Raw genomic sequence first — 22904 nt, forward strand, 5'->3', positions numbered from 1 at the left:
GCACCGGCCACCACATACCCTAAATTCATTTTATGCATATCCTAATATGCTAAATATTTAGTAATTACCTTAAAAGAAAATCGAATTTCACAGACGCCGCCGATGCTTCTACTGTCATGGCCATTGCCCGGCGCAGGCCTGTGTTGCGCCCTATTCGAAGACAGTTCCCAAGGATTCCAGCATGAGCATCGAATTCATCGGCTACATCGCCGGCCACCACAGCTCCGAAATCCACCCGCAGGTCGGCCCGGTGCTGCAACCCGAGTACGTCGAGAAGGTCGCCCGTGCCCATGAAGAAGCCGGTTTCGACCGCGCCCTGGTGGCCTTCCATTCCAACAGTCCGGACAGCACGCTGATCGCCAGCCACGCGGCCAGCGTTACCAAAAAACTGCAGTTCCTGATCGCCCACCGCCCCGGTTTCGCGGCGCCGACCCTGGCCGCTCGCCAGTTCGCCACCCTGGACACCTTCAATGGCGGGCGCACCGCCGTGCACATCATCACCGGCGGTGACGACAAGGAACTGCGTGGCGACGGCAGTTATATCGGCAAGGACGAGCGCTACGCGCGTACCGATGAGTACCTGACCGTGCTGCGCCAGGAGTGGACCGCCGACAAGCCGTTCGATTTCAAGGGCGAGTACTACCAGTTCGAAGGCGCACACTCGGCGGTCAAGACCGCCAAGCCGATCCCGTTGTATTTCGGTGGCTCGTCGGATGCCGCGATCGAAGTGGCGGGCAAGCACGCCGACGTCTACGCCTTGTGGGGCGAGACTTATGAGCAGGTGCGCGAAGTGGTGGCGCGGGTGCGTGCCGAGGCGGCCAAGCATGGTCGTCAGGTGCGCTTCAGCCTCTCGCTGCGGCCGATTCTGGCGGCGACCGAAGATCAGGCCTGGGCCCGTGCCGAGCGTATTCTGGAGCAGGCCAAGGAAGTAGCCGCGCAAAAAGGCGTGGTGCGCAAAGAGCCAGCCAACGAGGGTTCCAAGCGCTTGCTGGCGGCTGCCGCACAGGGCTCGCGCCTGGACAAACGCTTGTGGACGGGGGTTGCCGGGCTGCTGGGTGCCAAGGGTAACTCGACGTCGTTGGTCGGGACCGCCGAGCAGGTGGCTGAAGCCTTGGTGGATTACTACGATCTGGGGATCACTACCTTTTTGATTCGCGGGTTCGACCCGCTGGAAGATGCCATCGATTATGGCCGCACGTTGATTCCGCTGACGCGGCAGTTGATTGCTCAGCGTGAGGCGCAGGTGGCTTGAGCTGAGACGCCCGGCTTGCCGCGAAGTGTGCAGCGCCTGAACGGGTCTCTTCGCGAGCAAGCTTTGCTCCCACAGGTGTACGCCGCTGGATCTGTCTGCACTGTGGGAGCGAGGTAGCGCGTTCGGCGGCGAAGGGGCCGGACCTGGTTGCACAGCATCTTGCGCTCTTGCGCTCTTGCACGAACGTAAAACCTTCCGCCCAGCCCCCCTTTCCCGTAGTCTCACCGCACCTTCCTTGCGGACCGTGCGGGCATTGTTTCACCACCATGCGTAAATTTCTTTTCTCGCTGCTGATCCTGGCCCTGCTGGCCCTGGCCGGCGCCTACGGGTACTGGGCGGCGCTGCGCCCCAACGGTCATTACCTCTCGGACCTGCGCATCCAAGTCGCCGTCGATCAGGGCACACCCGGCCAGAACGGCAACCTGCTGGGCATCCAGCCCGAACTCTTCCCCGGTGACTATCAGGACCCGGAACGCCTGCGCCGCAAGCTCGAAGCCTATCTGCAGCAAGCCCGCAGCCTGGGCCTGATCAACCCCAAGACAATCGTCATCCTGCCCGAACACATCGGCAGCTGGCTGTGGATAAAAGGCGAAAAGGACGAGGTCTATCAGGCGCGCGGGCGCGACGAGGCCTTCCAGTGGCTGAGCCTCAGCAACCCGGTGCGCTTCGCTAAGGCCTGGCTGAGCGCCCGCAACGGTCATCGCGGGCGCAACGCACGGCTGCGCATGAAGGCCGATGAAATGGCCGCTGATTATCAGGCGCTGTTCGGCGGGCTGGCCAAGGAGTTCGGCGTGACCTTGGTGGCCGGCTCGATCGTGCTGCCCACCCCCCATATCGAAAACGGCGTGCTGACGCCCGGCAATGGCTCGCTGTTCAATATCAGCGTGGTGTTCGGCACCGACGGCGCGCCGTTGGGCGTGCCCACACACCAGGTTTTCCCGGATCGTGACAACCGCCGCCTGGTGCAGCCCGGCGACCCTGGCGACCTTGATGTGGTCGACACCCCGGCCGGGCGCCTGGGCGTGCTGATCGGCACCGACAGCTGGTACCCGGACAACTACCGCCGTTTGCAGGCCAAGGGCGTGCAACTGCTGGCGATACCCGCCTTCGTCGCCGGCCCTGGCCACTGGCAAACGCCCTGGCGCGGCTACGACCTCCATCCGCCGGCGGCGCTGCCGATTCAACCGGGCGAAGTCACTGAGCAGCAAGCCTGGCAACGCCTCACCCAGGCCGGCCTGACGCCAGTGGGCATCAGCGCCGGCCTGAGCGTATTCATGCACGGGCGCTTCTGGGACGTGGTCGCCGAAGGCCAAAGTTTCATCTCGCACAATGGCCAGGCCGAAGAAGCACCGGCCGGCTTTGGTGCGCGCCTGATCAATCTATGGCTGTAGCGAGTGGGCATGCCCCCGAAAAATCCCTCGGTGCCACCCAAAATGACTGACACCCGCCAACCCCTGCCGCTGCGCCTGGGCGATTTGTCCGTAGGCTTTATCCACAGCCTGGCGGCAGCCATTCGCCAACTGCACCAGGACCCGCTGCCGTTGCTGGCGGCGTATGGGCTTGACCCTGAACGCCTGGCCAGCCCCGGCGCGCGGCTGTCGATCCCTCGTTACATGCGCCTGGGCCATGCGGCGATGCAGCTGTGTGCCGAGCCCGCACTGGGGTTGCACATGGGCGCCTGCAGCCGCTTGCCCCACGCCGGGCTGGCCGGGATCACTGCCGCCCAGGCGCCGACCGTGCGCGAAGCGGCGCGGGCGATGATCCGCTTCGAGCCGTTGTATGCCACCAACTACCGCGGCCAGTCGAGCTTCGCTGAAGACGCCGATGGCGCGTGGCTGCGCTTCTATTCCATCAGTCCCTACAACGCCTATAACCGTTTTGTGGTGGACGCGGTACTCAGCGGCTGGCTGGCGCAGCTATCAAGCGTTGCCGGTGCAGCGGTGCAAGCGCAGCGCCTGGAAATCGAATTCGAGGCCCCCGCCTACGCCGCGTTTTATCAGCCGTTGAGTGTGCAGCCCGTGCAGTTCGCCAGCGCCGCTAACCAGCTGCGCCTTGATCAGGCCAGCCTTGCCCTGCGCAACCCGGCGCACTGCCCCGGCACCTGGCAGGAGTTGCTCGCGCTGTGCGAACAGGCGCTAACGCAACAGACGCGGACTCGCAGCTTGGGCGAGCGCATCATGCAATTGCTGGGGCCCTTGCTGAGCGGCGGTCGCGAGCCGGATCTGGATGAGGTGGCGGCACGCCTGAAGCTGCCGGTGTGGACGCTGCGACGCCGGCTGGCCGAGGAAGGCACGCAGTTTCGCGCGATTCTCAATGACACGCGGCGCGACCTGGCCATGACCTATATCCGCGACACGGAATTGGCCTTTGGCGAGATTGCCTATCTGTTGGGGTTTGCTTCAGCGGAGGCGTTTCAACGGGCGTTCAAGCGCTGGTGCGGACAGACCCCCGGGGAGTTTCGGCGCGCGGGCCGAAGCGCTCCCCAGTAGCGGGATCAGAGCTCGGTGGCGTCGTCAGCGGGTTCCAGCGGATCGGTTTCGGCAGCGCGGTATTCAAGCAGTTCTTCCCAGTAATCGTCCATGCCGGACTCCTTTTCGTCGTGGTAGATGGGCGTGGGGTTATTGACCATGGACCTGACGATAAAGTGCCGCTGTGAACCTTGGGTGACGGTTGGGTGGCGGGTTGGTGAAGGTGGGCCAACGGAAGGACTGACGAACGTTGAGCATACAAGAACCAGATACGCAAGCTGGCAGATCTGTGAGCTAGGCGGGAACCCTTCACCCCTGTCAGATTTGGCCGGAAGATCACGATGGAGTATTGCCATGAGCCCCCAAACACAGACAACCCTACTGGCACCGAGCATAACGCAATCGGTAATAGCGGCGATCAATGGCGATGAAATTGGCGTCAGGAGCTATTCACCTTTTGGATTTTTGCAGACGGATGATTCTATCGGTCCCAGATCCGCATTCAACGGGTGCTATCACGAGCCTGCCACCAACGTCTATCTGCTTGGAAATGGCTACCGAGCATTCAATCCACTGCTGATGCGATTCCATAGCCCTGATAGTCTTAGCCCGTTCGCAGCGGGAGGCCTTAACGCCTATGCCTACGTGGGAAATGATCCTGCGAACCGCATAGACCCGTCTGGGCATTTCAGCATTGATCCGGTTAAATTATTTCGGCGCCTTACCAGGGGAAGGACGCAGGGATCCGTGCTAGTCGGGACGCCGGCTGAGTATACACGTGTAAAGTTTTCCACCTACAAAATTAAAGAGGTCGGCGTACTTGGCCCAGAAGCATTTTGGTCTAGCGATTACTACAAAGGGGACAAGACCTTATTTATTCATGCACACGGTGGCAACGGCCGAATCAACCTATCAAAAGACTCTGGAATTGAAGCTGCCGGGCTTGCAGAACTATTGAAATTGAATAACGTTCTACCAGGAAACTATAAACGCATACATCTTCTTTCCTGCCGTTTGGGCGCAGGGAGCGGGCATTCATTTGCCCAGGAGCTACACAACCTCACCGGACTAAAAATAAAAGCTTATGAAAATGACCTCATCACAACCTATTCAGGTACAGACATAGCAAACATCATTTCGCGCTCACAAAATATTCAGAAGGGCATAAAAATACCTATCAACATCGAAAAGAGTATCTACAAGTACAAACTCGAGAACGTACGTCTCGCTCAACGTGTCCGGCCCGACACCACAGCCGACGTGTACTCACCCAGGCGCATTCGCTAGCTTATATACGTTCATATCGAAAGGCGTGACCTAAACGAGCGATGAATATAATATATTCGTTGCTAACATCTTGTAGCGATTTATTGCTTTGTACGGGTGCCGCGGACCTTCATAGTCGCCGCCGTTGTTACCAAATAAACGACCGGATTTCGCAGTCCGCGCATCGCCAGGCTTGTCAGCGCGCTTTTAGGGAGGTGTTGCTGTGAACACCCAATCGCGTCATGGCGGTTGTGAGAGGGAAACCTTCGGGTGTGCCGATTTAACTTGTTTGCACGGTCCGCGAACCCTCTCACAACTGCCACCCCATCACTCGCCGATGCGGTGGCACCGTTTGTTCGCATGGAGTGATATGGCTGCCAATTCCTCGCACCGCCCTTGCAACACCTCGACCCAACTCGCCGACCTGCACGAAGACCCCACCTGCCGCGCCCGCGCCGCCCGGGACCTTGCGCAGTTGCTGACGCGAGCGACCTTTCATGATCTGAATAACCGGGATTTTTTGCGCACCTGCGAGGTGTTCGACTTTCTGCTGGGGGATGTGTGCGTGTCGTTTGCGGCGATGGAGCGGGGGCTGGCTGGAGGCGTTGGCCACAGGATGTAGCGAGGGGGCTTGCCCCCGATTGGGTTGGTCTGACACACCGTGGTGCATCAGTTCCGGCCTATCGGGGGCAAGCCCCCTCGCCACAGGGTCAGCCGGGGTTTTAGGTTGAGGCCACAGGGTCAGCCGGGATATGTGCTGGGAGGCAAGTTCGACCAGAGTGGGTATCGGATTTTTACGCCGACAGACCCTGCCCTTCAAGGAAGCTGACGAACTGGTCTTCATCCAGCACCTCGAGCCCCAGTTCGTTGGCCTTGGCCAGTTTCGAGCCGGCGCCGGGGCCGGCGACCACGCAGTGGGTCTTGGCCGATACCGAACCCGCCACCTTGGCGCCGAGGCTTTCAAGCTTGTCCTTGGCGACGTCACGGCTCATGCGCTCCAGGCTGCCGGTGAGCACCCAGGTCTGCCCAGCGAGCGGTAGGCCTTCGACCACCTTCTTCTCGCTGGCCCAGTGCATGCCGAAGGCCAGCAGTTGTGCTTCGATGCGTTTGGCCAGATCGGCGTTGGCGTCGACGGCGAAAAAGTCCGCGACCGCCTTGGCCGGTTTCTCGTTGAGCGCCTGACGCAGGTCGATGCCGTCGGCGGCCAGAATCTTCTCCAGCGAACCGAGCTTGTCCGTCAATTTTTGCGCCCCGGTCGGCCCGATCGACGGGATATGCAGCTTGTCGATCAACCCCGCCAAGGTGGTGCTGGCGGCGAACTCGGCGCTCAACTCGCCCTGATCCTGAATCTCCAACTGGGCGGCCAGGGCATCGATGACGTCCTGGTTATGTGGATCCTGAAAGAACTCGTTGATTTCGAACGCCACTTCCAACCCCACATCCGGCAGGTAGGTCAGCACCTGCGGCATGGCCTGACGGATGCGCTCCAGCGAACCCAAGGAGCGCGCCAGCACCTTGGCGGTCTCTTCGCCCACGTCGGGGATCCCCAGCGCGTAGATGAACCGCGCCAGCCCCGGCTTCCTGGCGGCGTCGATAGCCGCGATCAGGTTGCGGCTGGAGACCTCGGCAAAGCCTTCGAGCTCGACGACCTGCTCGAACGTCAGGTTGAACAGATCGGCGGGTGAGCCCACGAGCTTCTCGTCCACCAGCTGCTCGACGATCTTTTCGCCCAGCCCATCGATGTCCATGGCGCGGCGCGACACAAAGTGCGAGATCGCCTGCTTGAGCTGCGCGGCGCAGGCCAGGCGACCGGTGCAGCGGTACACTGCGCCGGCGCTGACGGTTTCCTTGCCCTTGCTGCGCTTGACCAGCAGCGTCGGCTCGACAGGCGAGCCGCACACTGGGCATTGCTCTGGGATATGCACATCGCGGGCATCTGCCGGGCGACGTTCGAGTACCACTTGCATGACCTGCGGGATGACGTCGCCAGCGCGGCGGATGATCACCGTGTCGCCGATCTTGACCCCCAGCCGGGCGATTTCGCCCATGTTGTGCAAGGTGGCGTTGGACACGGTGACGCCCGCCACCTTGACCGGCTTGAGCCGCGCCACCGGGGTGACGGCGCCGGTGCGGCCGACCTGGAACTCGACGTCGAGCACCTCGGTGAGCTCTTCCATGGCTGGGAACTTGTGGGCGATGGCCCAGCGCGGTTCGCGGGCGCGAAAGCCCAATTCGCGTTGCGCGGCAATGCTGTTGACCTTGAACACCACACCGTCGATTTCATAGGTCAGGGCGCTGCGGCGCGTGCCGATGTCACGGTAGTAGTCCAGGCAGTCTTCGATGCTCTTGGCCACTTTCAGCTCGCGGCTGATGGGCATGCCCCACTGCTGCAACTGCTTGAGGTTGTCGATGTGGGTGCTGGCGATGTCCGCCGTCACCTGGCCGAGGCCGTAGCAGCAGAATTCCAGCGGGCGGCTGGCGGTGATCTTCGAATCCAGCTGGCGCAGGCTGCCGGCGGCGGCGTTACGCGGGTTGGCGAAGGTCTTGCCACCGAGCTCGGCCTGGTTCTGGTTGAGGCGCTCGAAGCCGGCCTTGGACATGAACACTTCGCCGCGCACTTCGAGCAGCGCCGGCCAGCCGCTGCCCTTGAGCTTGAGCGGGATGTTGCGCACGGTGCGCACGTTGACGCTGATGTCTTCGCCGGTGGTGCCGTCGCCACGGGTAGCACCGCGCACCAGTTGGCCGTCCTGGTACAGCAGGCTGACCGCCAGGCCGTCGAGTTTGGGTTCGCAGCTGTATTCCAGGGTGCGGGCGAACAGGTCGCCGGTGGGCTGGTCGAGGCCTTCGTGGACACGGCGGTCGAACTCGCGCAGGTCGTCGTCTTCAAAGGCGTTGCCGAGGCTGAGCATGGGAATTTCGTGGCGCACCTGGCTGAACGCCGTGAGCGCGGCATTGCCGACGCGCTGGGTGGGCGAATCGGGGGTCACCAGCTGTGGGTGCTCAGCTTCGAGAGCCTTGAGTTCGCGGAACAGGCGGTCGTATTCAGCATCCGGAATGCTCGGTTCGTCGAGCACGTGGTAGCGGTAGTTGTGCTCGTCGAGTTCGGTGCGCAGTTCAAGGATGCGGGTTTGGGCAGCGTTCATGGGGGCTCTCGTAATGCAAGAGAGCAGCCTGGGCTGCTCTCTGGTTGGTTCTGGTGTCGCCGCTGAGGCGTTGCCTCAGCGTTTCTGGGTCAGGGCGCGACGTTCGAATTCGACGATGCGTTGACGGTAGTGTTCTATGGTCTGCGCGGTCAGCACGCTGCGCTGGTCATCCTTGAGCTCGCCGTCCAGCTCGAAAGCCAGCTTGCGGGCGGCGGCGACCATCACGTCGAACGCCTGCTTGGGATGACGCGGGCCCGGCAAGCCGAGGAAGAAGCTCACCGCGCGGGTACTGAAGTGGTCGATGTCGTCGAGATCGAACACCCCTGGCTTGACCGCGTTGGCCATCGAGAACAGCACTTCACCGTTGCCGGCCATGCTCTCATGGCGGTGGAAGATGTCCATCTCGCCGAAGCGCAGGCCGCTTTCCAGAATGTTCTGAAGCAGCGCCGGGCCCTTGAAGCCGCTTTCACTGCGCGAGATCACACTGATCACCAGTACTTCTTCAACCGGCGGCAGGTCCGCAGCTTCGCTATTGCCATTGCCATTGCCATTGCCATTGAAGGGAGGCACCGGGCTATCGTCCGGGAAGTCGTTGTCGCGGCTGCTGAAGCTCGGCTCGCCGAGATCGAGCTTGAGGTTCATGTCGGGGGCCTGCGGTTCGCTTTGGCGCTTGGCGCGCTTGGGCGTTTCGCGGCTCTCGCGGGCCGGGGCCGACATCGAAGGCAGGTCGTGCTCATCGAGTTCCGGCTCGCGCGGCTCGTCGAGCACGCGTGAGGGGCCCAGGACTTCTGGACTGCTGTCGTCATCCGGTAAATTGGAGAGACTGCGGTCGAGCCTGAATTTGAGCTTGCCTTTTTTGCTGCCGCGCATCCGGCGCCAGCCGTCAAAAAGGATACCGGCGATGACTATGACGCCGATAACGATCAGCCATTCGCGCAGACCGAATTCCATGTAATCCCGTGCCTCTAATAAAAAATGCTGAAAAACAAGGGTTTAAACCCCTTTAAAACGTGGCGCCAAGCCTATGTTCTGACAGGCGTTTTCCCACGCACGAAATATTTAGCTAAAACTAGCACGACCTGTGTCAACTTTACACCGTCTGTCGCACCTGGCTGCTACAAAGCGGGCTTTTAGCGTCAAAAACTGCCGATTCACGCGTCGACCAAGGCCATTGCCTCTTCGACGTCCACGGCGACGAGTCGCGAACAGCCCGGTTCGTGCATCGTTACCCCCATCAGCTGATCGGCCATTTCCATGGCGATCTTGTTGTGGGTGATATAGATGAACTGCACCGTTTGCGACATCTCCTTGACCAGCCGCGCATAGCGCCCCACGTTGGCATCGTCCAGCGGCGCGTCGACCTCGTCGAGCATGCAGAAGGGCGCCGGATTGAGCTGGAAAATCGAAAAAACCAGGGCCAATGCCGTCAACGCCTTTTCGCCACCGGAGAGCAAATGGATGGTGCTGTTCTTCTTGCCGGGCGGACGGGCCATGATTGTGACCCCTGTATCGAGTAAATCTTCGCCCGTCAGTTCCAAATAAGCGCTGCCACCGCCAAAAACTTTCGGAAAAAGCGCCTGCAGGCCGCCATTGACCTTGTCGAAGGTGTCCTTGAAGCGGTTGCGGGTTTCCTTGTCGATCTTGCGGATGACGTTTTCGAGGGTTTCGAGGGCTTCCACCAAGTCGGCATTCTGCGCGTCGAGGTAACGTTTGCGTTCCGATTGCTGCTGGTATTCGTCGATGGCCGCAAGGTTGATGGCGCCCAGGCGCTGGATGCGCCCATTGATGCTTTCGAGCTCTTGCTCGGCGTCCTTTTCGTTGGCCGAGTCCTGCAGGGTGGCGATCACGCCGTGCAAGTCGTAGCCGTCAGCCAGCAGTTGGTCCTGCAGAGCGGTGCGGCGCACACTCAGGGCTTGCCACTCCATGCGCTGCTGCTCCATCTGACCGCGGATCAGCTGCGATTGCTGCTCGGCCTGGGTGCGGCGTTTTTCGGCCTCACGCAGTTCGCGGTCGGCATCTTCAAGGGCGTTCTTGGCGATGCGCATTTCATCGTCGACGGCCATGCGCCGCTCGAGCAGCTCTTCGAGCTTGAGGCGCAGTTCTTCGAGCGGCGCCTCGCCCTCCTCCAGGCCCAGGTTGAGCTGCTCGAAGCGCTCGGTCAGGCGCTCCGATTGCTGCTCCAGGCGTTCCAGCGCCTGGCGTGTGGAGGCGTGTTGGGCACGCAACGAGCCCAGGCGCAGGGCCAGTTGGTGGGCGTTGTCCTTGTGCTGACGCGCATCCTGGCGGACCCGGTCGAGGCGCTCGCGCAGGCTGTCGCGCTGGGCCAGCAGCAGTTCGCGTTGTTCGGTGTCCAGGGCCATGGCGTCGAGGGAGTCCTGCAGGTGCAGGCGCGACTCGCCGACGGATTCGGTTTCCAGCGCGCGCTGCTCGGCCAGTTCGGCGAGTTCTTCGTCGAGGCGACGGCGGCGCAGGGTCAGTTGCTCGGCCTTAGCCTTGCTGGCGGACAGCTGGGCCTTGAGCTCGCCTTGGTGGCGGGCTTGTTCCTGCAATTGGCGGCGGGTCTGCTCGCGGCTTTGTTCGTCCTGTTGCTGTTGCTCGCGCAGTTGTTGCAACTGCTCGTCGAGGGTCGCCAGGGCGGCTTCGCGCAGTTCGCGATCGGCCTCGGCGTCTTTGAGTTCCTGGGCACGGGCGAGTACACCGCTGTGGGCGTCGCTGGCGCGGGATACCCGCAGGAAGTGGCGGCCGACCCAGTAGCCGTCGCGGCTGATGAGGCTTTGGCCTTCTTGCAGACGGGTGCGTGCGGCCAGTGCGTCGTCGAGGGTTTCGACGGGGATGATGTTCGCCAGCCACGGGGCCAGATCGACTGAACTTTCGACCTTATCGAGCAGGCGCTCTCGGCCCCCTTCGCGGGCAAGCCTTGCTCCCACAGGATCTGCGTTCCCTTGTGGGAATTTTGCTGGGTCAGCATCCGCGCGCCCTTGTGGGAATTTTGCTGGGTCAGCATCCGCGCGCCCTTGTGGGAGCGAGGCTTGCCCGCGAAGGGGCCCGCCGACCAGGCGCAAATCCCCCTGTTCAAACCCGGCCAGCTCCAGCCCGGCAAAATCATCCACCAACACCGCCTGCAAATCAGCGCCGAGCACCGTCTCCACCGCCAGCTCCCAGCCCGCCTCGACGCGCAATCCTTCGGCCAGCCGCGGGCGCTGATCCAGGCCCTGCTCGCGCAGCCACTCGGCCGTCCCGGTGCCTGGATCGAGCGCCGCCTGCTGCAAGGCCTCCAACGAGGCCAACCGGCCATTGAGGCGCTGCAACTCGCCTTGCGCCTGTTGCTGATCGCGGGTCGCGGATTGCAGTTGCTGGCGCGTCTGCTCCAGACGCTCACCCTGCTGCTCATCGGTGAGTTGCAGCTCTTCGAGCAGCAGGTCGGTACTGGCCAGCTGTTCGCTCAGTTCGAGAATGGCCGCGTCTTCCGGGTCGGCAGCCAACAGCGCCAGCTCCTCGCCAAGGCGGCGCTGACGCTCAGCCAGGCGCTCCATCGATTGCTCGAGCTGCTGGATACGTGCCTGCACCACCTCGGCCTGACGGCGCGGCTCGGCGGAACGGGTATTGAAGCTGCTCCTGCCAGCCGTGCATGCCCAGCTCGGACTCTTCCAATGCAGCGGCGGCCTCTTCGGCGGCGGCGCTGGTCAGCTCTTGCTCGGGCTCGAGCATTTCCAGCTCTTCGCCCAGGGTCGCCAGCAAGGTGCGGTCGTGGCCCAGGTGCGACTCGGTCTCCTGCCGCGCCTGCTCGGCCTCGCGCAAATCGTCCTGCAACTGGCGCAGGCGTTGCTGGCCGTGCTGAATGCTCTGCTCGACCCGGGCAATATCGCCACCCACGGAATAGAAGCGCCCCTGCACCAGATTGAAGCGCTCGGACAGGTCGTGGTGCCCGTCGCGCAGGCGCTCGATGCTGGCATCGGCATTGCGCTGCTCGGCCACCAGCGACTCGAAACTGACCTCCTGGTTGCCGATCACCCCTTCGCGCTGGCTGACCTGCTCGTTCAGTGCCTGCCAGCGCAACGCCGACAGCTGCGCCTTGAGGTGGCGCTCCTCGGCCTTGTACTGCTGATACTTTTCTGCGGCCTGGGCCTGACGCTGCAAACGTTCGAGCTGGCGTTCGAGTTCTTCGCGCAGGTCGGTGAGGCGTTCGAGGTTTTCAAAGGTACGGCGGATGCGGGTTTCAGTCTCGCGCCGACGCTCCTTGTACTTGGAGATGCCGGCGGCTTCTTCGATGAAGTTGCGCAGGTCCTCGGGGCGCGCCTCGATCAGCTTGGAGATCATCCCCTGCTCGATGATCGAGTAGCTGCGCGGGCCCAGGCCGGTGCCGAGGAAGATATCGGTGATGTCCCGGCGGCGGCATTTGGTGCCGTTGAGGTAATAGGTATTCGCCGCGTCGCGGGTGACCTTGCGGCGGATGGAAATCTCCGCGTAGGCCGCGTATTCGCCCACCAGCGTGCTGTCGCTGTTGTCGAAAATCAGCTCGATACTGGCCTGGCTGACCGGCTTGCGGCTGGTGGAGCCGTTGAAGATGACGTCGGTCATCGACTCGCCGCGCAGATTTTTGGCCGAGCTCTCGCCCATCACCCAGCGCACGGCGTCGATGATGTTGGATTTGCCGCAGCCATTGGGGCCGACCACTGCCGCCATGTTGCTGGGGAAGTTGACGGTGGTAGGGTCGACGAACGACTTGAACCCGGCCAGCTTGATCGATTTGAGCCGCACGGTCAGCCGGCCTTGAGGGCGGACAGCACCAACTGGCAGCTGCGCGCGCCATACTCGGTAAGTACCGCACGCACGCGCACTGGGTCACGGGCCACCACAGCGGCAAGCAGCTCGCCGAACAGCGCCAGGTATTCGTTCATCGAGGCCTTGCGCTGTTCGAGGGCCAGGTAATAGTTGCGGCTCATGGCGGGTTGCAGGTTCTCGACGGTTTCTTGCAGATAGGGGTTGTCGGCGAACGAGAACGCCGCGCGCATGACATTGAAGCTGTCGTCGACGAACGCGGTGATATCGCGACGCGCCTCGGCATCCTCGAGGCGCTGCTGGATCACCAGGAACGGCGCGAGGTCGGCTTCGACCTTCCAGCGCTGGGCCACGGCGATGCCGAGCAGGATGTACATTTCGCTCATCAGGCTGCACAGACTCTGCACCTTGTGGGCGCTGAGTTCGCTGACCTGGGCGCCACGGCGCGGGGAAATCACGATCAGGTGCCGGCGCTGCAGGATCAGCAACGCCTCGCGCACCGAGCCACGGCTGACATTGAGAGCCTGCGTGACCTTTTGTTCCTGTATGCGCTCGCCGGGTTTGAGCTCGCCGCGAATGATGCGCTCGGCCAGGTAATGGGCAATCTGCTCGGAAAGGCTGTCCGGTGCCTTGAACGTCATGGCTATCCTTCATCAATCAGTCAACGGTGCAAGGGGCGCAGTGTACCGCAATTGCTGGCCATAAGCGGAGTGTGGGTTGGCATGGAATAAGCAGGTCGAAGCGGATATGCCTGCGCCTGAGGGAGCGGGCTCTGGCCACCAATGAGGGCCATGGAGCGATATCTTGACCCGAAAGTCAGAAAATAATTGACCACTGTTACTGCAGCTGTCTAAATTCCGCCCTAGCAGCGGTCCATACTAAAAAGCAGCGCGCACGAGGCCCTACCGTGATCCAGTTTCTTCTCAACCAGCAATTGCGCAGCGAGCACGCGCTGGACCCCAACATGACGGTGTTGGAGTACTTGCGCGAGCATCTGCACAAGCCCGGCACCAAAGAAGGCTGCGCCAGCGGTGACTGTGGCGCCTGTACCGTGGTAGTCGGCGAGCTGGACATCAACGCCGAGGGCCGCGAGCACATCCGTTATCGCAGCCTCAATTCGTGCCTGACGTTCGTGGCGGCCCTGCACGGCAAGCAACTGCTCAGCGTTGAAGACCTCAAACATCAGGGGCAACTGCACAGCGTGCAGCAGGCCATGGTCGACTGCCACGGCTCACAGTGCGGTTTCTGCACGCCGGGCTTCGTCATGTCACTGTTCGCCCTGCAGAAGAACAGCGACGGCGCCGACTTGCATCAGGCGCAGGAGGCTCTGGCCGGCAACCTGTGCCGCTGCACCGGCTACCGGCCGATCCTCGCCGCTGCCGAGCAAGCCTGCTGCCAGGCGCAGCCGGACCAGTTCGATGCCCGCGAGGCCAGCACCATCGCCCAGCTCAAGGCCATCGCGCCCAAGGCCACCGCCGAACTGGCAGATGCCGACAAACGCTGCCTGCTGCCGCTGACCGTGGCCGACCTCGCCGAGCTGTATGCCCAGCAGCCCGATGCCCGGCTGTTGGCCGGCGGCACCGATCTGGCGTTGGAAGTGACCCAGTTCCATCGCCCGCTACCGGTAATGATCTACGTCGGCAACGTCGCCGAGATGAAGCGCATCGACACCTTCGCCGATCGCCTGGAAATCGGCGCCGCGACGCCGCTGACCGATTGCTACGCGGCGCTGGCTGCGGAGTACCCGGACTTCGGCGCCCTGCTGCACCGCTTCGCCTCCCTGCAGATCCGCAACCAGGGCACCCTGGGCGGCAATATCGGCAATGCCTCGCCCATCGGCGACTCGCCGCCGCTGCTGATCGCTCTCGGCGCGCAGGTGGTGCTGCGCCAAGGCCTCAGCACTCGCACCCTGCCCTTGCAGGACTATTTCATCGACTACCGGGTGACCGTGCGCCGGCCCGGCGAATTCATCGAAAAGATCATCGTGCCGCGTGCCGACACGGCCTGGCGTTTCCGTGCCTACAAACTGTCGAAACGCCTGGACGACGACATTTCCGCGGTGTGTGCGGCGTTCAATCTGCGCGTCGAGCAGGGGCTGGTGGTTGAGGCGCGCCTGGCGTTCGGCGGGATGGCGGCGATTCCCAAGCGGGCGCGAGCCGCCGAGGCGGCGCTGATCGGTCAGCCGTGGACAGCGGCGACTGTCGAAGCCGCCGGTGCCGCGCTGGCCGATGACTTCACACCGCTGTCGGACTTTCGCGCCAGCAAGGAATACCGCCTGCTGAGCGCGCAGAACCTGCTGCGCAAATACTTCATCGAGCTCAATACGCCGCATATCGAAACCCGGGTGACCGCCTATGTCTAACCCCCACGTCATCAAGACTCAGGAAGAAATGGCCGCGCTGTTCGCCCAGGGCCTGAGCACCGGCGTCGGCCGCAGCGTCAAGCACGACAGCGCCGACAAGCACGTGACAGGCGAGGCGATCTACATCGACGATCGGCTGGAATTCCCCAACCAGCTGCATGTGTACGCGCGGCTGTCCGACCGTGCCCACGCGCGCATCCTCAGCATCGACACAGCGCCCTGCTACGCCATCGAGGGCGTGCGCATCGCCATTACCCACGAGGACATCCCCGGCCTCAAGGACATTGGCCCGCTGCTGCCCGGCGACCCGCTGCTGGCGATCGACACCGTGCAGTTCGTCGGTCAGCCGGTGCTCGCCGTCGCCGCCTGCGACCTCGACACCGCGCGCCGTGCAGCCATGGCGGCGGTCATCGAGTATGAAGACCTGGAGCCGGTGCTGGACGTGGTCGAGGCGCTGCGCAAACGCCACTTCGTGCTCGACAGTCACACCCATCAGCGGGGCGATTCGGCGGGTGCCCTGGCCACCGCCACGCATCGCCTGCAGGGCAACCTGCACATCGGCGGTCAGGAGCACTTCTATCTGGAGACGCAGATTTCCTCAGTGATGCCCAGCGAAGACGGCGGCATGATCGTTTACTGCTCAACGCAAAACCCCACCGAAATCCAGAAGCTGGTGGCCGAAGTGCTGGCCGTGCCGATGAACAAGGTGGTGGTCGACATGCGCCGCATGGGCGGAGGCTTTGGCGGCAAGGAAACCCAGGCCGCCAGCCCCGCCTGCCTGTGTGCGGTGATCGCGCGCCTGACCGGGCAACCGACCAAGATGCGCCTGCCGCGGGTCGAAGACATGCTGATGACCGGCAAGCGCCATCCGTTCTATATCGAATACGACGTGGGCTTTGACGACAGCGGCCGCCTGCACGGCATCGCTCTGGATCTGGCCGGCAACTGCGGCTGCTCGCCGGACCTTTCGGCCTCGATCGTCGACCGCGCGATGTTCCATGCCGACAACGCCTATTACCTGGGCGACGCGACCATCAACGGCCATCGCTGCAAGACCCACACGGCATCCAACACCGCCTACCGCGGCTTCGGCGGCCCGCAAGGGATGGTCGCCATCGAAGAGGTGATGGACCGCATCGCTCGTCATCTGGGCGTCGATCCGCTGCAGGTGCGCAAGGCCAACTACTACGGCAAGACCGAGCGCAACGTCACCCACTATCACCAGACCGTCGAACACAACCTGCTCGAAGAGATGACCGCAGACCTCGAGGCCAGCAGCGATTACCACCAGCGCCGCGAATCGATCCGCCAATACAACGCCCACAGCCCGATCCTCAAGAAGGGCCTGGCGCTGACGCCGGTCAAGTTCGGTATCTCGTTTACCGCCAGTTTTCTCAACCAGGCCGGTGCGCTGATTCATATCTATACCGATGGCAGTATTCATCTCAATCATGGCGGCACCGAAATGGGCCAGGGCCTGAACGTCAAGGTCGCGCAGGTGGTGGCCGAGGTGTTTCAGGTCGATATCGAGCGTATCCAGATCACCGCCACCAACACCGACAAGGTGCCGAACACCTCGCCCACCGCCGCCTCCAGCGGTGCTGATCTGAACGGCAAGGCCGCGCAGAATGCCGCGCAGACGCTCAAGCAGCGGCTGGTGGAGTTCGCCGCGCGGCATTATCGGGTCAGCGAAGAGGACGTGGAATTTCGCAACGGTCATGTGCGTGTGCGCGAAGAGCTGTTGAGCTTCGAGACCCTGGTGCAGCAGGCGTATTTCGCGCAGGTGTCGTTGTCGAGCACCGGCTTCTACAAGACCCCGAAGATTTTCTACGATCGCTCCCAGGCCCGCGGTCGGCCGTTCTATTACTTCGCTTATGGCGCGGCGTGCGCCGAGGTGATCGTCGATACCCTGACGGGCGAATACAAGATGCTGCGCACCGACATCCTTCACGATGTGGGCGCCTCGTTGAACCCGGCGATCGATATCGGCCAGGTCGAGGGCGGCTTCATCCAGGGCATGGGCTGGCTGACCACCGAAGAGCTGGTATGGAACAGCAAGGGCAAGCTGATGACCAGCGGCCCGGCCAGCTACAAGATCCCGGCGGTGGCGGACATGCCTATCGACCTGCGCGTGACTTTGGTGGAGAACCGCAAGAATCCCGAGGACACGGTGTTCCATTCCAAAGCCGTGGGTGAGCCGCCGTTCATGCTGGGTATTGCCGCTTGGTGCGCGATCAAGGATGCGGTGGCGAGCCTTGGGGATTATCGTCTGCAGCCTGATATCGACGCCCCAGCAACGCCCGAGCGGGTGTTGTGGGGGTGTGAGCAGATGCGCCGGGCGGTGGCTGGGGCGAGTGTGCCGGCTGCGGTGGAGGTGGTTTGATGGGCTGGCAACTAGCAGGGTGTGCGGCGGGTGCAGGGGTTATCCGGATGCATCGGCGCAGGCTGGGTCGGGCTTTTGGTGGGCAAGCCTTGCTCCCACAGTGCACACAGCGCCAGCGGCGTATATCTGTGGGCGCAGGGCTTGCCCGCGAAGGGGCCCGCAAGCACACCGAGGAATCCAAACCATGAACAACTGGATCAGCGCCCTCGCCGACCTGCAAGCCCAGGGCGAACCGTGCGTGTTGGTGACCATCATCGAGGAGCTCGGCTCGACGCCGCGCAATGCCGGTTCGAAGATGGTCGTCAGCGCGCGGCAGCTGTTCGACACCATCGGCGGCGGTCACCTGGAATACGAGGCCATGCGCATCGCCCGCGAGATGCTCGCCAACGCCAGCCAGGGCCCGCACCTGCAGCGCTTCAGCCTCGGCGCCAGCCTGGGCCAGTGCTGCGGCGGCGCCACGGTATTGCTGTTCGAACCGATGGCAGCGGTGCAGGCGCAAATCGCCGTGTTCGGGGCCGGCCATGTCGGCCGCGCCTTGGTGCCACTGCTCGCCAGCCTGCCGTGCCGGGTACGCTGGATCGATTCGCGCGAGCAGGAATTTCCCGACCAGATCCCGGCCGGGGTGCACAAAATAGTGGCCGAGGAGCCTGTGGAGGAAGTCGACGAGCTGCCAGCGGGCAGCTATTGCATCGTCATGACCCACAATCATCAACTCGATCTGGAACTGAGCGCAGCGATCCTGGCGCGTAACGACTTCACCTGGTTCGGCCTGATCGGCTCGAAAACCAAACGCGCCAAGTTCGAACATCGGCTGCGCGATCGCGGTTTTGCGCCGGCGGTGCTGCAGCGGATGCGCTGCCCGATGGGGCTGGCCGAGGTCAAGGGCAAGCTGCCGATCGAAATTGCAGTGTCGATCGCGGCGGAGATCATCGCGACGTATAACGCCAATTTTGGTACCACCCGCGTGCGTAGCGGCGAGCCCGTGGCGCAGTTGCTGCCGGTATCGCGACGCGCCCAGGTCAGGCCTTGAGCGATGCGTCGATGCCGATGGCCTCTTCGCGGGCAAGCCTTGCTCCTACAGTGCAAGCAGGTCTACTGCCGTACACCTGTGGGAGCAGGGCTTGCCCGCGAAAGGGCCCCCAAGACCACCACAAATCGCTACCCTTTTTCACCAAGCCATCTGCGTGAGACCCGACCATGAGCTCTACCCGTACCGCCTACCGCGCCGCCATCCTGCACAGCATCGCCGACCCGGCCGAGGTCGGCATCGAGGCGTCCTATGAATATTTCGCCGATGGCGTGCTGCTGGTCGAAGACGATCTGATCAAGGCGGTCGGCCCCGCTGAAACGCTATTGCCGACCCTGGGCGACGTCGAACTGATCGAGTACGAAAACGCCCTGATTACCCCCGGCTTCATCGACACTCACATCCATTTTCCGCAAACGGGCATGGTCGGCGCCTACGGCGAGCAATTGCTGGACTGGCTCAACAACTACACCTTCCCCTGCGAAAGCCAGTTCGGCGACAAGGCCCACGCCGACCAGGTGGCCGAGATCTTCCTCGCCGAACTGCTGCGCAACGGCACCACCACCGCGTTGGTGTTCGCCAGCATGCATCCCGAGTCGGTCGACGCCTTGTTCGAAGCCGCCGAGCGCCTGAACCTGCGGCTGATCACCGGCAAAGTGATGATGGACCGCAACGCCCCCGACTACCTGACCGACACCGCCGACAGCAGCTATGCCGAGAGCAAGGCGCTGATCGAGCGCTGGCATGGCAAGGGCCGGCTGCACTATGCGGTGACGCCGCGTTTTGCGCCCACCAGCACGCCCGAGCAATTGACCTTGGCCGGGCAACTGCTGAGCGAACATAAGGGCCTGTACCTGCAGACCCACATCAGCGAGAACGTCAAGGAAGTGGAATGGGTCAAGGCGCTGTTCCCGGAGCGCAAGAACTACCTGGACGTCTATGACCACTATCAGTTGCTAGGCGAGCGCTCGGTGCTGGCCCATGGCGTGCATTTGTGTGACGACGAATGCGCGCGGCTGGCCGAAACCGGTTCGGCGATCGCCTTCTGCCCGACCTCGAACCTGTTCCTGGGCAGTGGCCTGTTCAACCTGGCTCAGGCCGAGCGTTTCAAGGTCAACGTCGGCTTGGGCACGGATGTCGGCGGCGGCACCAGCTTTTCGCTGCTGCAAACCCTCAACGAGGCCTACAAGGTGATGCAGTTGCAGGGTGAGAAGCTCAGCCCCTTCAAGTCGCTGTATCTGGCGACCCTGGGCGGCGCGCGGGCGCTGCGCCTCGAAGAGCGTATCGGCACATTGCAGCCCGGCAGCGATGCGGACTTCGTGGTGCTGGACTACAAGGCGACGCCGCTGCTGGATTACCGCATCAGCCAGTCGAAGAGCTTCGAGGAGACATTGTTCGTGCTGATGACGCTGGGGGACGACCGCACGGTGGCGCAGACCTATGCGGCGGGGGGGTTGGTGCATCAACGGTAGATCGAGATGTGAGGTGCTACTGAGGGCCCCTTCGCAGGCAAGCCTTGCTCCCACAGTGTAAAGAGGTCTATCGGCGTACATCTGTGAGAGCAAGCCTTGCTCCCACAGTGTAAAGAGATCTATCAGCGTACATCTGTGGGAGCAAGGCTTGCCCGCGAAGAGGCCAGTGCAAGCAACCGAAAAAGATCAGACCTTGATCGCACTCTTGCCACCCAGTAAATGCGAAAACACCGCGTGCAGATCGTCCGACGCATTGTCCGGATCGAGGTTGAGCTTGTCGTCGATGTGATCCATGTGGTGCATCATCAATTCCACCGCCAGCACCGCGTCCCGGGCCTCGATTGCATCGATCAACTGGGTGTGTTCATCGTAGGAGCAGTGCGAGCGATTGCCGCTCTCGTATTGAGCGATGATCAATGAAGTCTGCGACACCAGGCTGCGCTGAAAACTGATCAGCGGGGTGTTGCGGGCGGCCTCGGCCAGCTTGAGATGAAACTCGCCAGACAAACGAATCCCGGCCCCACGGTCACCGCGGGCAAAGCTGTCGCGCTCGTCATTGACCATCTGCCGCAACTCGGCCAACTCTTCGGCGCCCGCATGTTGCACCGCCAACTCGGTGATCGCCCGCTCGACCAGGCGCCGGGCGAAGAACACCTGCCGTGCATCCTCGACACTGGGGCTGGCCACCACCGCACCGCGATTGGGCCGCAGCAGCACCACGCCTTCATGCCCCAGGCGCGAGAGCGCACGGCGAATGATGGTACGGCTGACATCGAAGATTTCCCCCAGCGCTTCTTCGCTGAGCTTGGTGCCTGGCGCCAGCCGCTGCTCCAGAATCGCCTCGAAGATATGCGCGTAGACGCGGTCGTCCTGGGTGCCCGTGCGGGCAGTCTTGGCGGTGCCTACGGGTTTTTTGAGGGAGGGCAGCTGATCGTTCATGGCGACTCGAAGGCGAAGCTCGGGTGAGGCCGCGATTGTACACAATAGCTCCAAGGCGTGACTATCGCGCCACGCCTTGTGCAATCAGTGCAGGCCTCTTCGCGGCAAGCCTTGCTCCCACTGGTGTACAGTTCTGACCCTACACACACTGTGGGAGCAGCTACCTGTGGGAGCAAGGCTTGCCCGCGAAGAGGCCCTCAAGGCCGCCCGAATGAATCAGCGCTGCCCCAGCCCGAAGCGCCCCAGCACACTGGCCAGGAACTGTGGCCCGGTCATGCGTTGACCATTGAAGTCGACCATGCCGGCTTCGTAATGCAGCTGCGAAGTGACGTTATCGCCATCGGCCTTGCCCAGTTGCAGCATCACCGCCATGCCGCTGACCATATCGCTGACGTTCTTGCCATTCTGCGCGATCGCCGCTGGGTCGGTAATGCCCTGGATATTGGCCTGCGCCACGCCCAGGTCATTGAGCATGGCCTTGCTCAACGACACCTTGGCGTCCACTGCGCCCAACAGGTTGGCGCCAAAGGTCGGAGCCACGGCGGTACCGCTCAACGGCACTGGCGCCAGGTCGATTGCCAGGCTCATCTGCCCGAGGCCATTGGCCGTCTTGAGCGACAGGTCCTGCAGCTCGATATGCGGCTTGGCGGCGAGCAGCTTGGTGATATCGCCTTTCATGGCCTGCTCGTCGGCATCGCTGAGCTGCAACTTGAACGGAATACCCGCCGCCGCGGCGGCTTGCTGCTGCGGCGCGACTTTGGTCTGAAACAGCTGGTACAGCGATTTGCTCGCCGCGGCATCGAACTGACCGAACTTGAACAGCGAGCGCAACTGCCCCAGCGGCTTGCCACCCAGGGTAATGCTGTCAACGTTGTAGCTCATTTCACCGCCCAGCATGCCTTGCGCTTCCTGCGCCATAGAGGTGGTCGTCATGCCCTGCAGCTCGAACGGCAATACGTCCGGCAGTTGCACCGTCACCAGCCCGACCTTGGCATCGTTGTGGCCCAGGTAGAAGCCGGACTGGCCACGGGTGCCGCCGAGGTTGAAGCTCAGGTCCTTGAGCTGCATGTGCACGGGGCGGCCCTGATCGTCGGTGCCCTGCACCTGCAGATCGGCTGCCAGGCCATTGACCGCGTAATTGTCGGCGTTGGCGCCTGCCGACACATCTGCCTTGAGCCCGGAGAAGGTGAACGTGCCTTTGTCGGATTTCATTTCCAACGGTGCGAAATTCAGCGTGCCGCTGCTGTCGCCACCGTAGTGAATGCTGATATGGGCGCTCAACGGCACCGGATCCTTGCTGACGGCAAACCATTGTGCCGTGGACGGGCCAGGCTCCAGTGCCAGATTACTGGTGGCCATTACCGGCAGCAGATTGAGGCTTTTGAGACGCGACGCGGGCAGCGGGCCATGCTCGATATGATCGACGAACAACAGTTCGACCGGCTGGCCATCATCGCCAAGACCTTTGCCATGCACTTGCAAACGGTAGTGCGCAGTGCTGCTGAACAGGTGACGCTCCAGCGAAAGCAATTCGAGGTGCATGACCGCCTTGCCGTCCGGCCCGACCATATTGGTGTCGAACTGCTGGTTGGCGTTGGCCACGCCGGTGTTCAACACGCCTTCAAGTTGCGTGCCGGTGTACCAGGCGCCTGCTGTCGCCAGTGCACCGATTACCACGACTACGCCCGCTACAATGCTTACTGCTTTTTTCATGAGTCGACTCGACGAGTTCCGTTCGATTGGGGAGTTTTTGTGGGGTGGGAGGGTAGCACAGCCGCAAAGCCTGCCACGAGTCGCGGGGGTGGTGGACCTA

Annotated in this window: 15 protein-coding genes and 1 pseudogene; 9 read left to right on the forward strand and 7 right to left on the reverse strand. The window is 62.7% G+C overall.

Annotated elements, in window-relative coordinates:
• Window positions 1-181 precede the first annotated feature (181 nt).
• The 3 genes from REH34_RS05620 (at window position 182) to REH34_RS05630 (ending at window position 3741) form a co-directional block, all read left to right on the forward strand.
• Entirely contained in the window at window positions 182-1252 is a 1071-nt protein-coding gene (locus tag REH34_RS05620) for an LLM class flavin-dependent oxidoreductase (protein WP_311971046.1), read from the forward strand.
• A gap of 266 nt (window positions 1253-1518) precedes the next feature.
• A complete protein-coding gene (locus REH34_RS05625; protein ID WP_311971047.1) occupies window positions 1519-2643 on the forward strand; it encodes a carbon-nitrogen hydrolase family protein in 1125 nt (374 codons plus the stop codon).
• A 42-nt stretch (window positions 2644-2685) separates the two neighbouring features.
• Window positions 2686-3741, forward strand: a complete 1056-nt coding sequence (locus REH34_RS05630; RefSeq protein ID WP_311971048.1) for an AraC family transcriptional regulator — start codon at window positions 2686-2688, stop codon at window positions 3739-3741.
• Between the two features lie 5 nt (window positions 3742-3746).
• Here REH34_RS05630 and REH34_RS05635 read toward each other — a convergent pair whose 3' ends face one another.
• Entirely contained in the window at window positions 3747-3881 is a 135-nt protein-coding gene (locus tag REH34_RS05635) for a hypothetical protein (RefSeq protein ID WP_311971049.1), read from the reverse strand.
• A gap of 193 nt (window positions 3882-4074) precedes the next feature.
• Here REH34_RS05635 and REH34_RS05640 point away from each other — a divergent pair, with 193 nt between their 5' ends.
• On the forward strand, window positions 4075-5007 hold the full coding sequence (locus REH34_RS05640; protein WP_311971050.1) for an RHS repeat-associated core domain-containing protein: 933 nt from the start codon (window positions 4075-4077) through the stop codon (window positions 5005-5007).
• Window positions 5008-5356: 349 nt separating this feature from the next.
• Window positions 5357-5608, forward strand: coding sequence for a hypothetical protein (locus REH34_RS05645; protein WP_311971051.1), 252 nt, complete (start codon window positions 5357-5359; stop codon window positions 5606-5608).
• Window positions 5609-5780: 172 nt separating this feature from the next.
• Here the strand turns inward: REH34_RS05645 and ligA are convergent, their stop codons facing one another.
• The 4 genes and pseudogenes from ligA to REH34_RS05665 form a co-directional block, all read right to left on the reverse strand.
• Window positions 5781-8129 carry an NAD-dependent DNA ligase LigA gene (ligA, locus tag REH34_RS05650; RefSeq protein WP_311971052.1) on the reverse strand — a complete coding sequence of 783 codons (2349 nt, stop codon included), beginning with the start codon at window positions 8127-8129 and terminating at the stop codon, window positions 5781-5783.
• A gap of 75 nt (window positions 8130-8204) precedes the next feature.
• A complete protein-coding gene (gene zipA / locus REH34_RS05655) occupies window positions 8205-9080 on the reverse strand; it encodes a cell division protein ZipA (RefSeq protein WP_226505683.1) in 876 nt (291 codons plus the stop codon).
• A gap of 200 nt (window positions 9081-9280) precedes the next feature.
• Window positions 9281-12887 (reverse strand): annotated as a pseudogene (gene smc, locus REH34_RS05660) (chromosome segregation protein SMC).
• Window positions 12888-12889: 2 nt separating this feature from the next.
• Window positions 12890-13549 (reverse strand): GntR family transcriptional regulator, encoded by a 660-nt coding sequence (locus tag REH34_RS05665; protein WP_226505685.1) that lies wholly within the window; start codon window positions 13547-13549, stop codon window positions 12890-12892.
• Window positions 13550-13815: 266 nt separating this feature from the next.
• On the opposite strand from REH34_RS05665, the gene xdhA reads away from it, so the two are divergent.
• The 4 genes from xdhA (at window position 13816) to guaD (ending at window position 20152) form a co-directional block, all read left to right on the forward strand.
• Window positions 13816-15270 carry a xanthine dehydrogenase small subunit gene (gene xdhA / locus REH34_RS05670; RefSeq protein WP_311971053.1) on the forward strand — a complete coding sequence of 485 codons (1455 nt, stop codon included), beginning with the start codon at window positions 13816-13818 and terminating at the stop codon, window positions 15268-15270.
• A complete protein-coding gene (gene xdhB, locus REH34_RS05675; protein WP_311971054.1) occupies window positions 15263-17653 on the forward strand; it encodes a xanthine dehydrogenase molybdopterin binding subunit in 2391 nt (796 codons plus the stop codon). Before xdhA ends, xdhB begins: the two co-directional genes overlap by 8 nt.
• A gap of 184 nt (window positions 17654-17837) precedes the next feature.
• On the forward strand, window positions 17838-18683 hold the full coding sequence (gene xdhC / locus REH34_RS05680) for a xanthine dehydrogenase accessory protein XdhC (protein WP_226505688.1): 846 nt from the start codon (window positions 17838-17840) through the stop codon (window positions 18681-18683).
• Between the two features lie 167 nt (window positions 18684-18850).
• Window positions 18851-20152, forward strand: a complete 1302-nt coding sequence (guaD, locus tag REH34_RS05685) for a guanine deaminase (protein ID WP_311971055.1) — start codon at window positions 18851-18853, stop codon at window positions 20150-20152.
• Window positions 20153-20338: 186 nt separating this feature from the next.
• On the opposite strand, the gene REH34_RS05690 is transcribed toward guaD, so the two are convergent.
• Both REH34_RS05690 and REH34_RS05695 read right to left on the reverse strand, forming a co-directional pair.
• Window positions 20339-21091, reverse strand: coding sequence for a GntR family transcriptional regulator (locus REH34_RS05690; RefSeq protein ID WP_311971056.1), 753 nt, complete (start codon window positions 21089-21091; stop codon window positions 20339-20341).
• Window positions 21092-21307: 216 nt separating this feature from the next.
• Window positions 21308-22804 carry a YdgA family protein gene (locus REH34_RS05695; RefSeq protein ID WP_226505691.1) on the reverse strand — a complete coding sequence of 499 codons (1497 nt, stop codon included), beginning with the start codon at window positions 22802-22804 and terminating at the stop codon, window positions 21308-21310.
• Window positions 22805-22904: the final 100 nt, after the last annotated feature.

Source organism: Pseudomonas baltica (assembly GCF_031880315.1).
Taxonomy (GTDB): Bacteria; Pseudomonadota; Gammaproteobacteria; order Pseudomonadales; family Pseudomonadaceae; genus Aquipseudomonas.

Bases quoted from the DNA above. Each gene is read 5' to 3' on its own strand.
- REH34_RS05625 (WP_311971047.1), top strand. From the start codon at position 1,519: ATGCGTAAATTTCTTTTCTCGCTGCTGATCCTGGCCCTGCTGGCCCTG.
- xdhC (WP_226505688.1), top strand. From the start codon at position 17,838: ATGAACAACTGGATCAGCGCCCTCGCCGACCTGCAAGCCCAGGGCGAA.
- xdhB (WP_311971054.1), top strand. From the start codon at position 15,263: ATGTCTAACCCCCACGTCATCAAGACTCAGGAAGAAATGGCCGCGCTG.
- zipA (WP_226505683.1), bottom strand. From the start codon at position 9,080: ATGGAATTCGGTCTGCGCGAATGGCTGATCGTTATCGGCGTCATAGTC.
- REH34_RS05635 (WP_311971049.1), bottom strand. From the start codon at position 3,881: ATGGTCAATAACCCCACGCCCATCTACCACGACGAAAAGGAGTCCGGC.
- REH34_RS05665 (WP_226505685.1), bottom strand. From the start codon at position 13,549: ATGACGTTCAAGGCACCGGACAGCCTTTCCGAGCAGATTGCCCATTAC.
- REH34_RS05695 (WP_226505691.1), bottom strand. From the start codon at position 22,804: ATGAAAAAAGCAGTAAGCATTGTAGCGGGCGTAGTCGTGGTAATCGGT.
- REH34_RS05630 (WP_311971048.1), top strand. From the start codon at position 2,686: ATGACTGACACCCGCCAACCCCTGCCGCTGCGCCTGGGCGATTTGTCC.
- REH34_RS05690 (WP_311971056.1), bottom strand. From the start codon at position 21,091: ATGAACGATCAGCTGCCCTCCCTCAAAAAACCCGTAGGCACCGCCAAG.
- REH34_RS05640 (WP_311971050.1), top strand. From the start codon at position 4,075: ATGAGCCCCCAAACACAGACAACCCTACTGGCACCGAGCATAACGCAA.
- guaD (WP_311971055.1), top strand. From the start codon at position 18,851: ATGAGCTCTACCCGTACCGCCTACCGCGCCGCCATCCTGCACAGCATC.
- REH34_RS05645 (WP_311971051.1), top strand. From the start codon at position 5,357: ATGGCTGCCAATTCCTCGCACCGCCCTTGCAACACCTCGACCCAACTC.
- REH34_RS05620 (WP_311971046.1), top strand. From the start codon at position 182: ATGAGCATCGAATTCATCGGCTACATCGCCGGCCACCACAGCTCCGAA.
- ligA (WP_311971052.1), bottom strand. From the start codon at position 8,129: ATGAACGCTGCCCAAACCCGCATCCTTGAACTGCGCACCGAACTCGAC.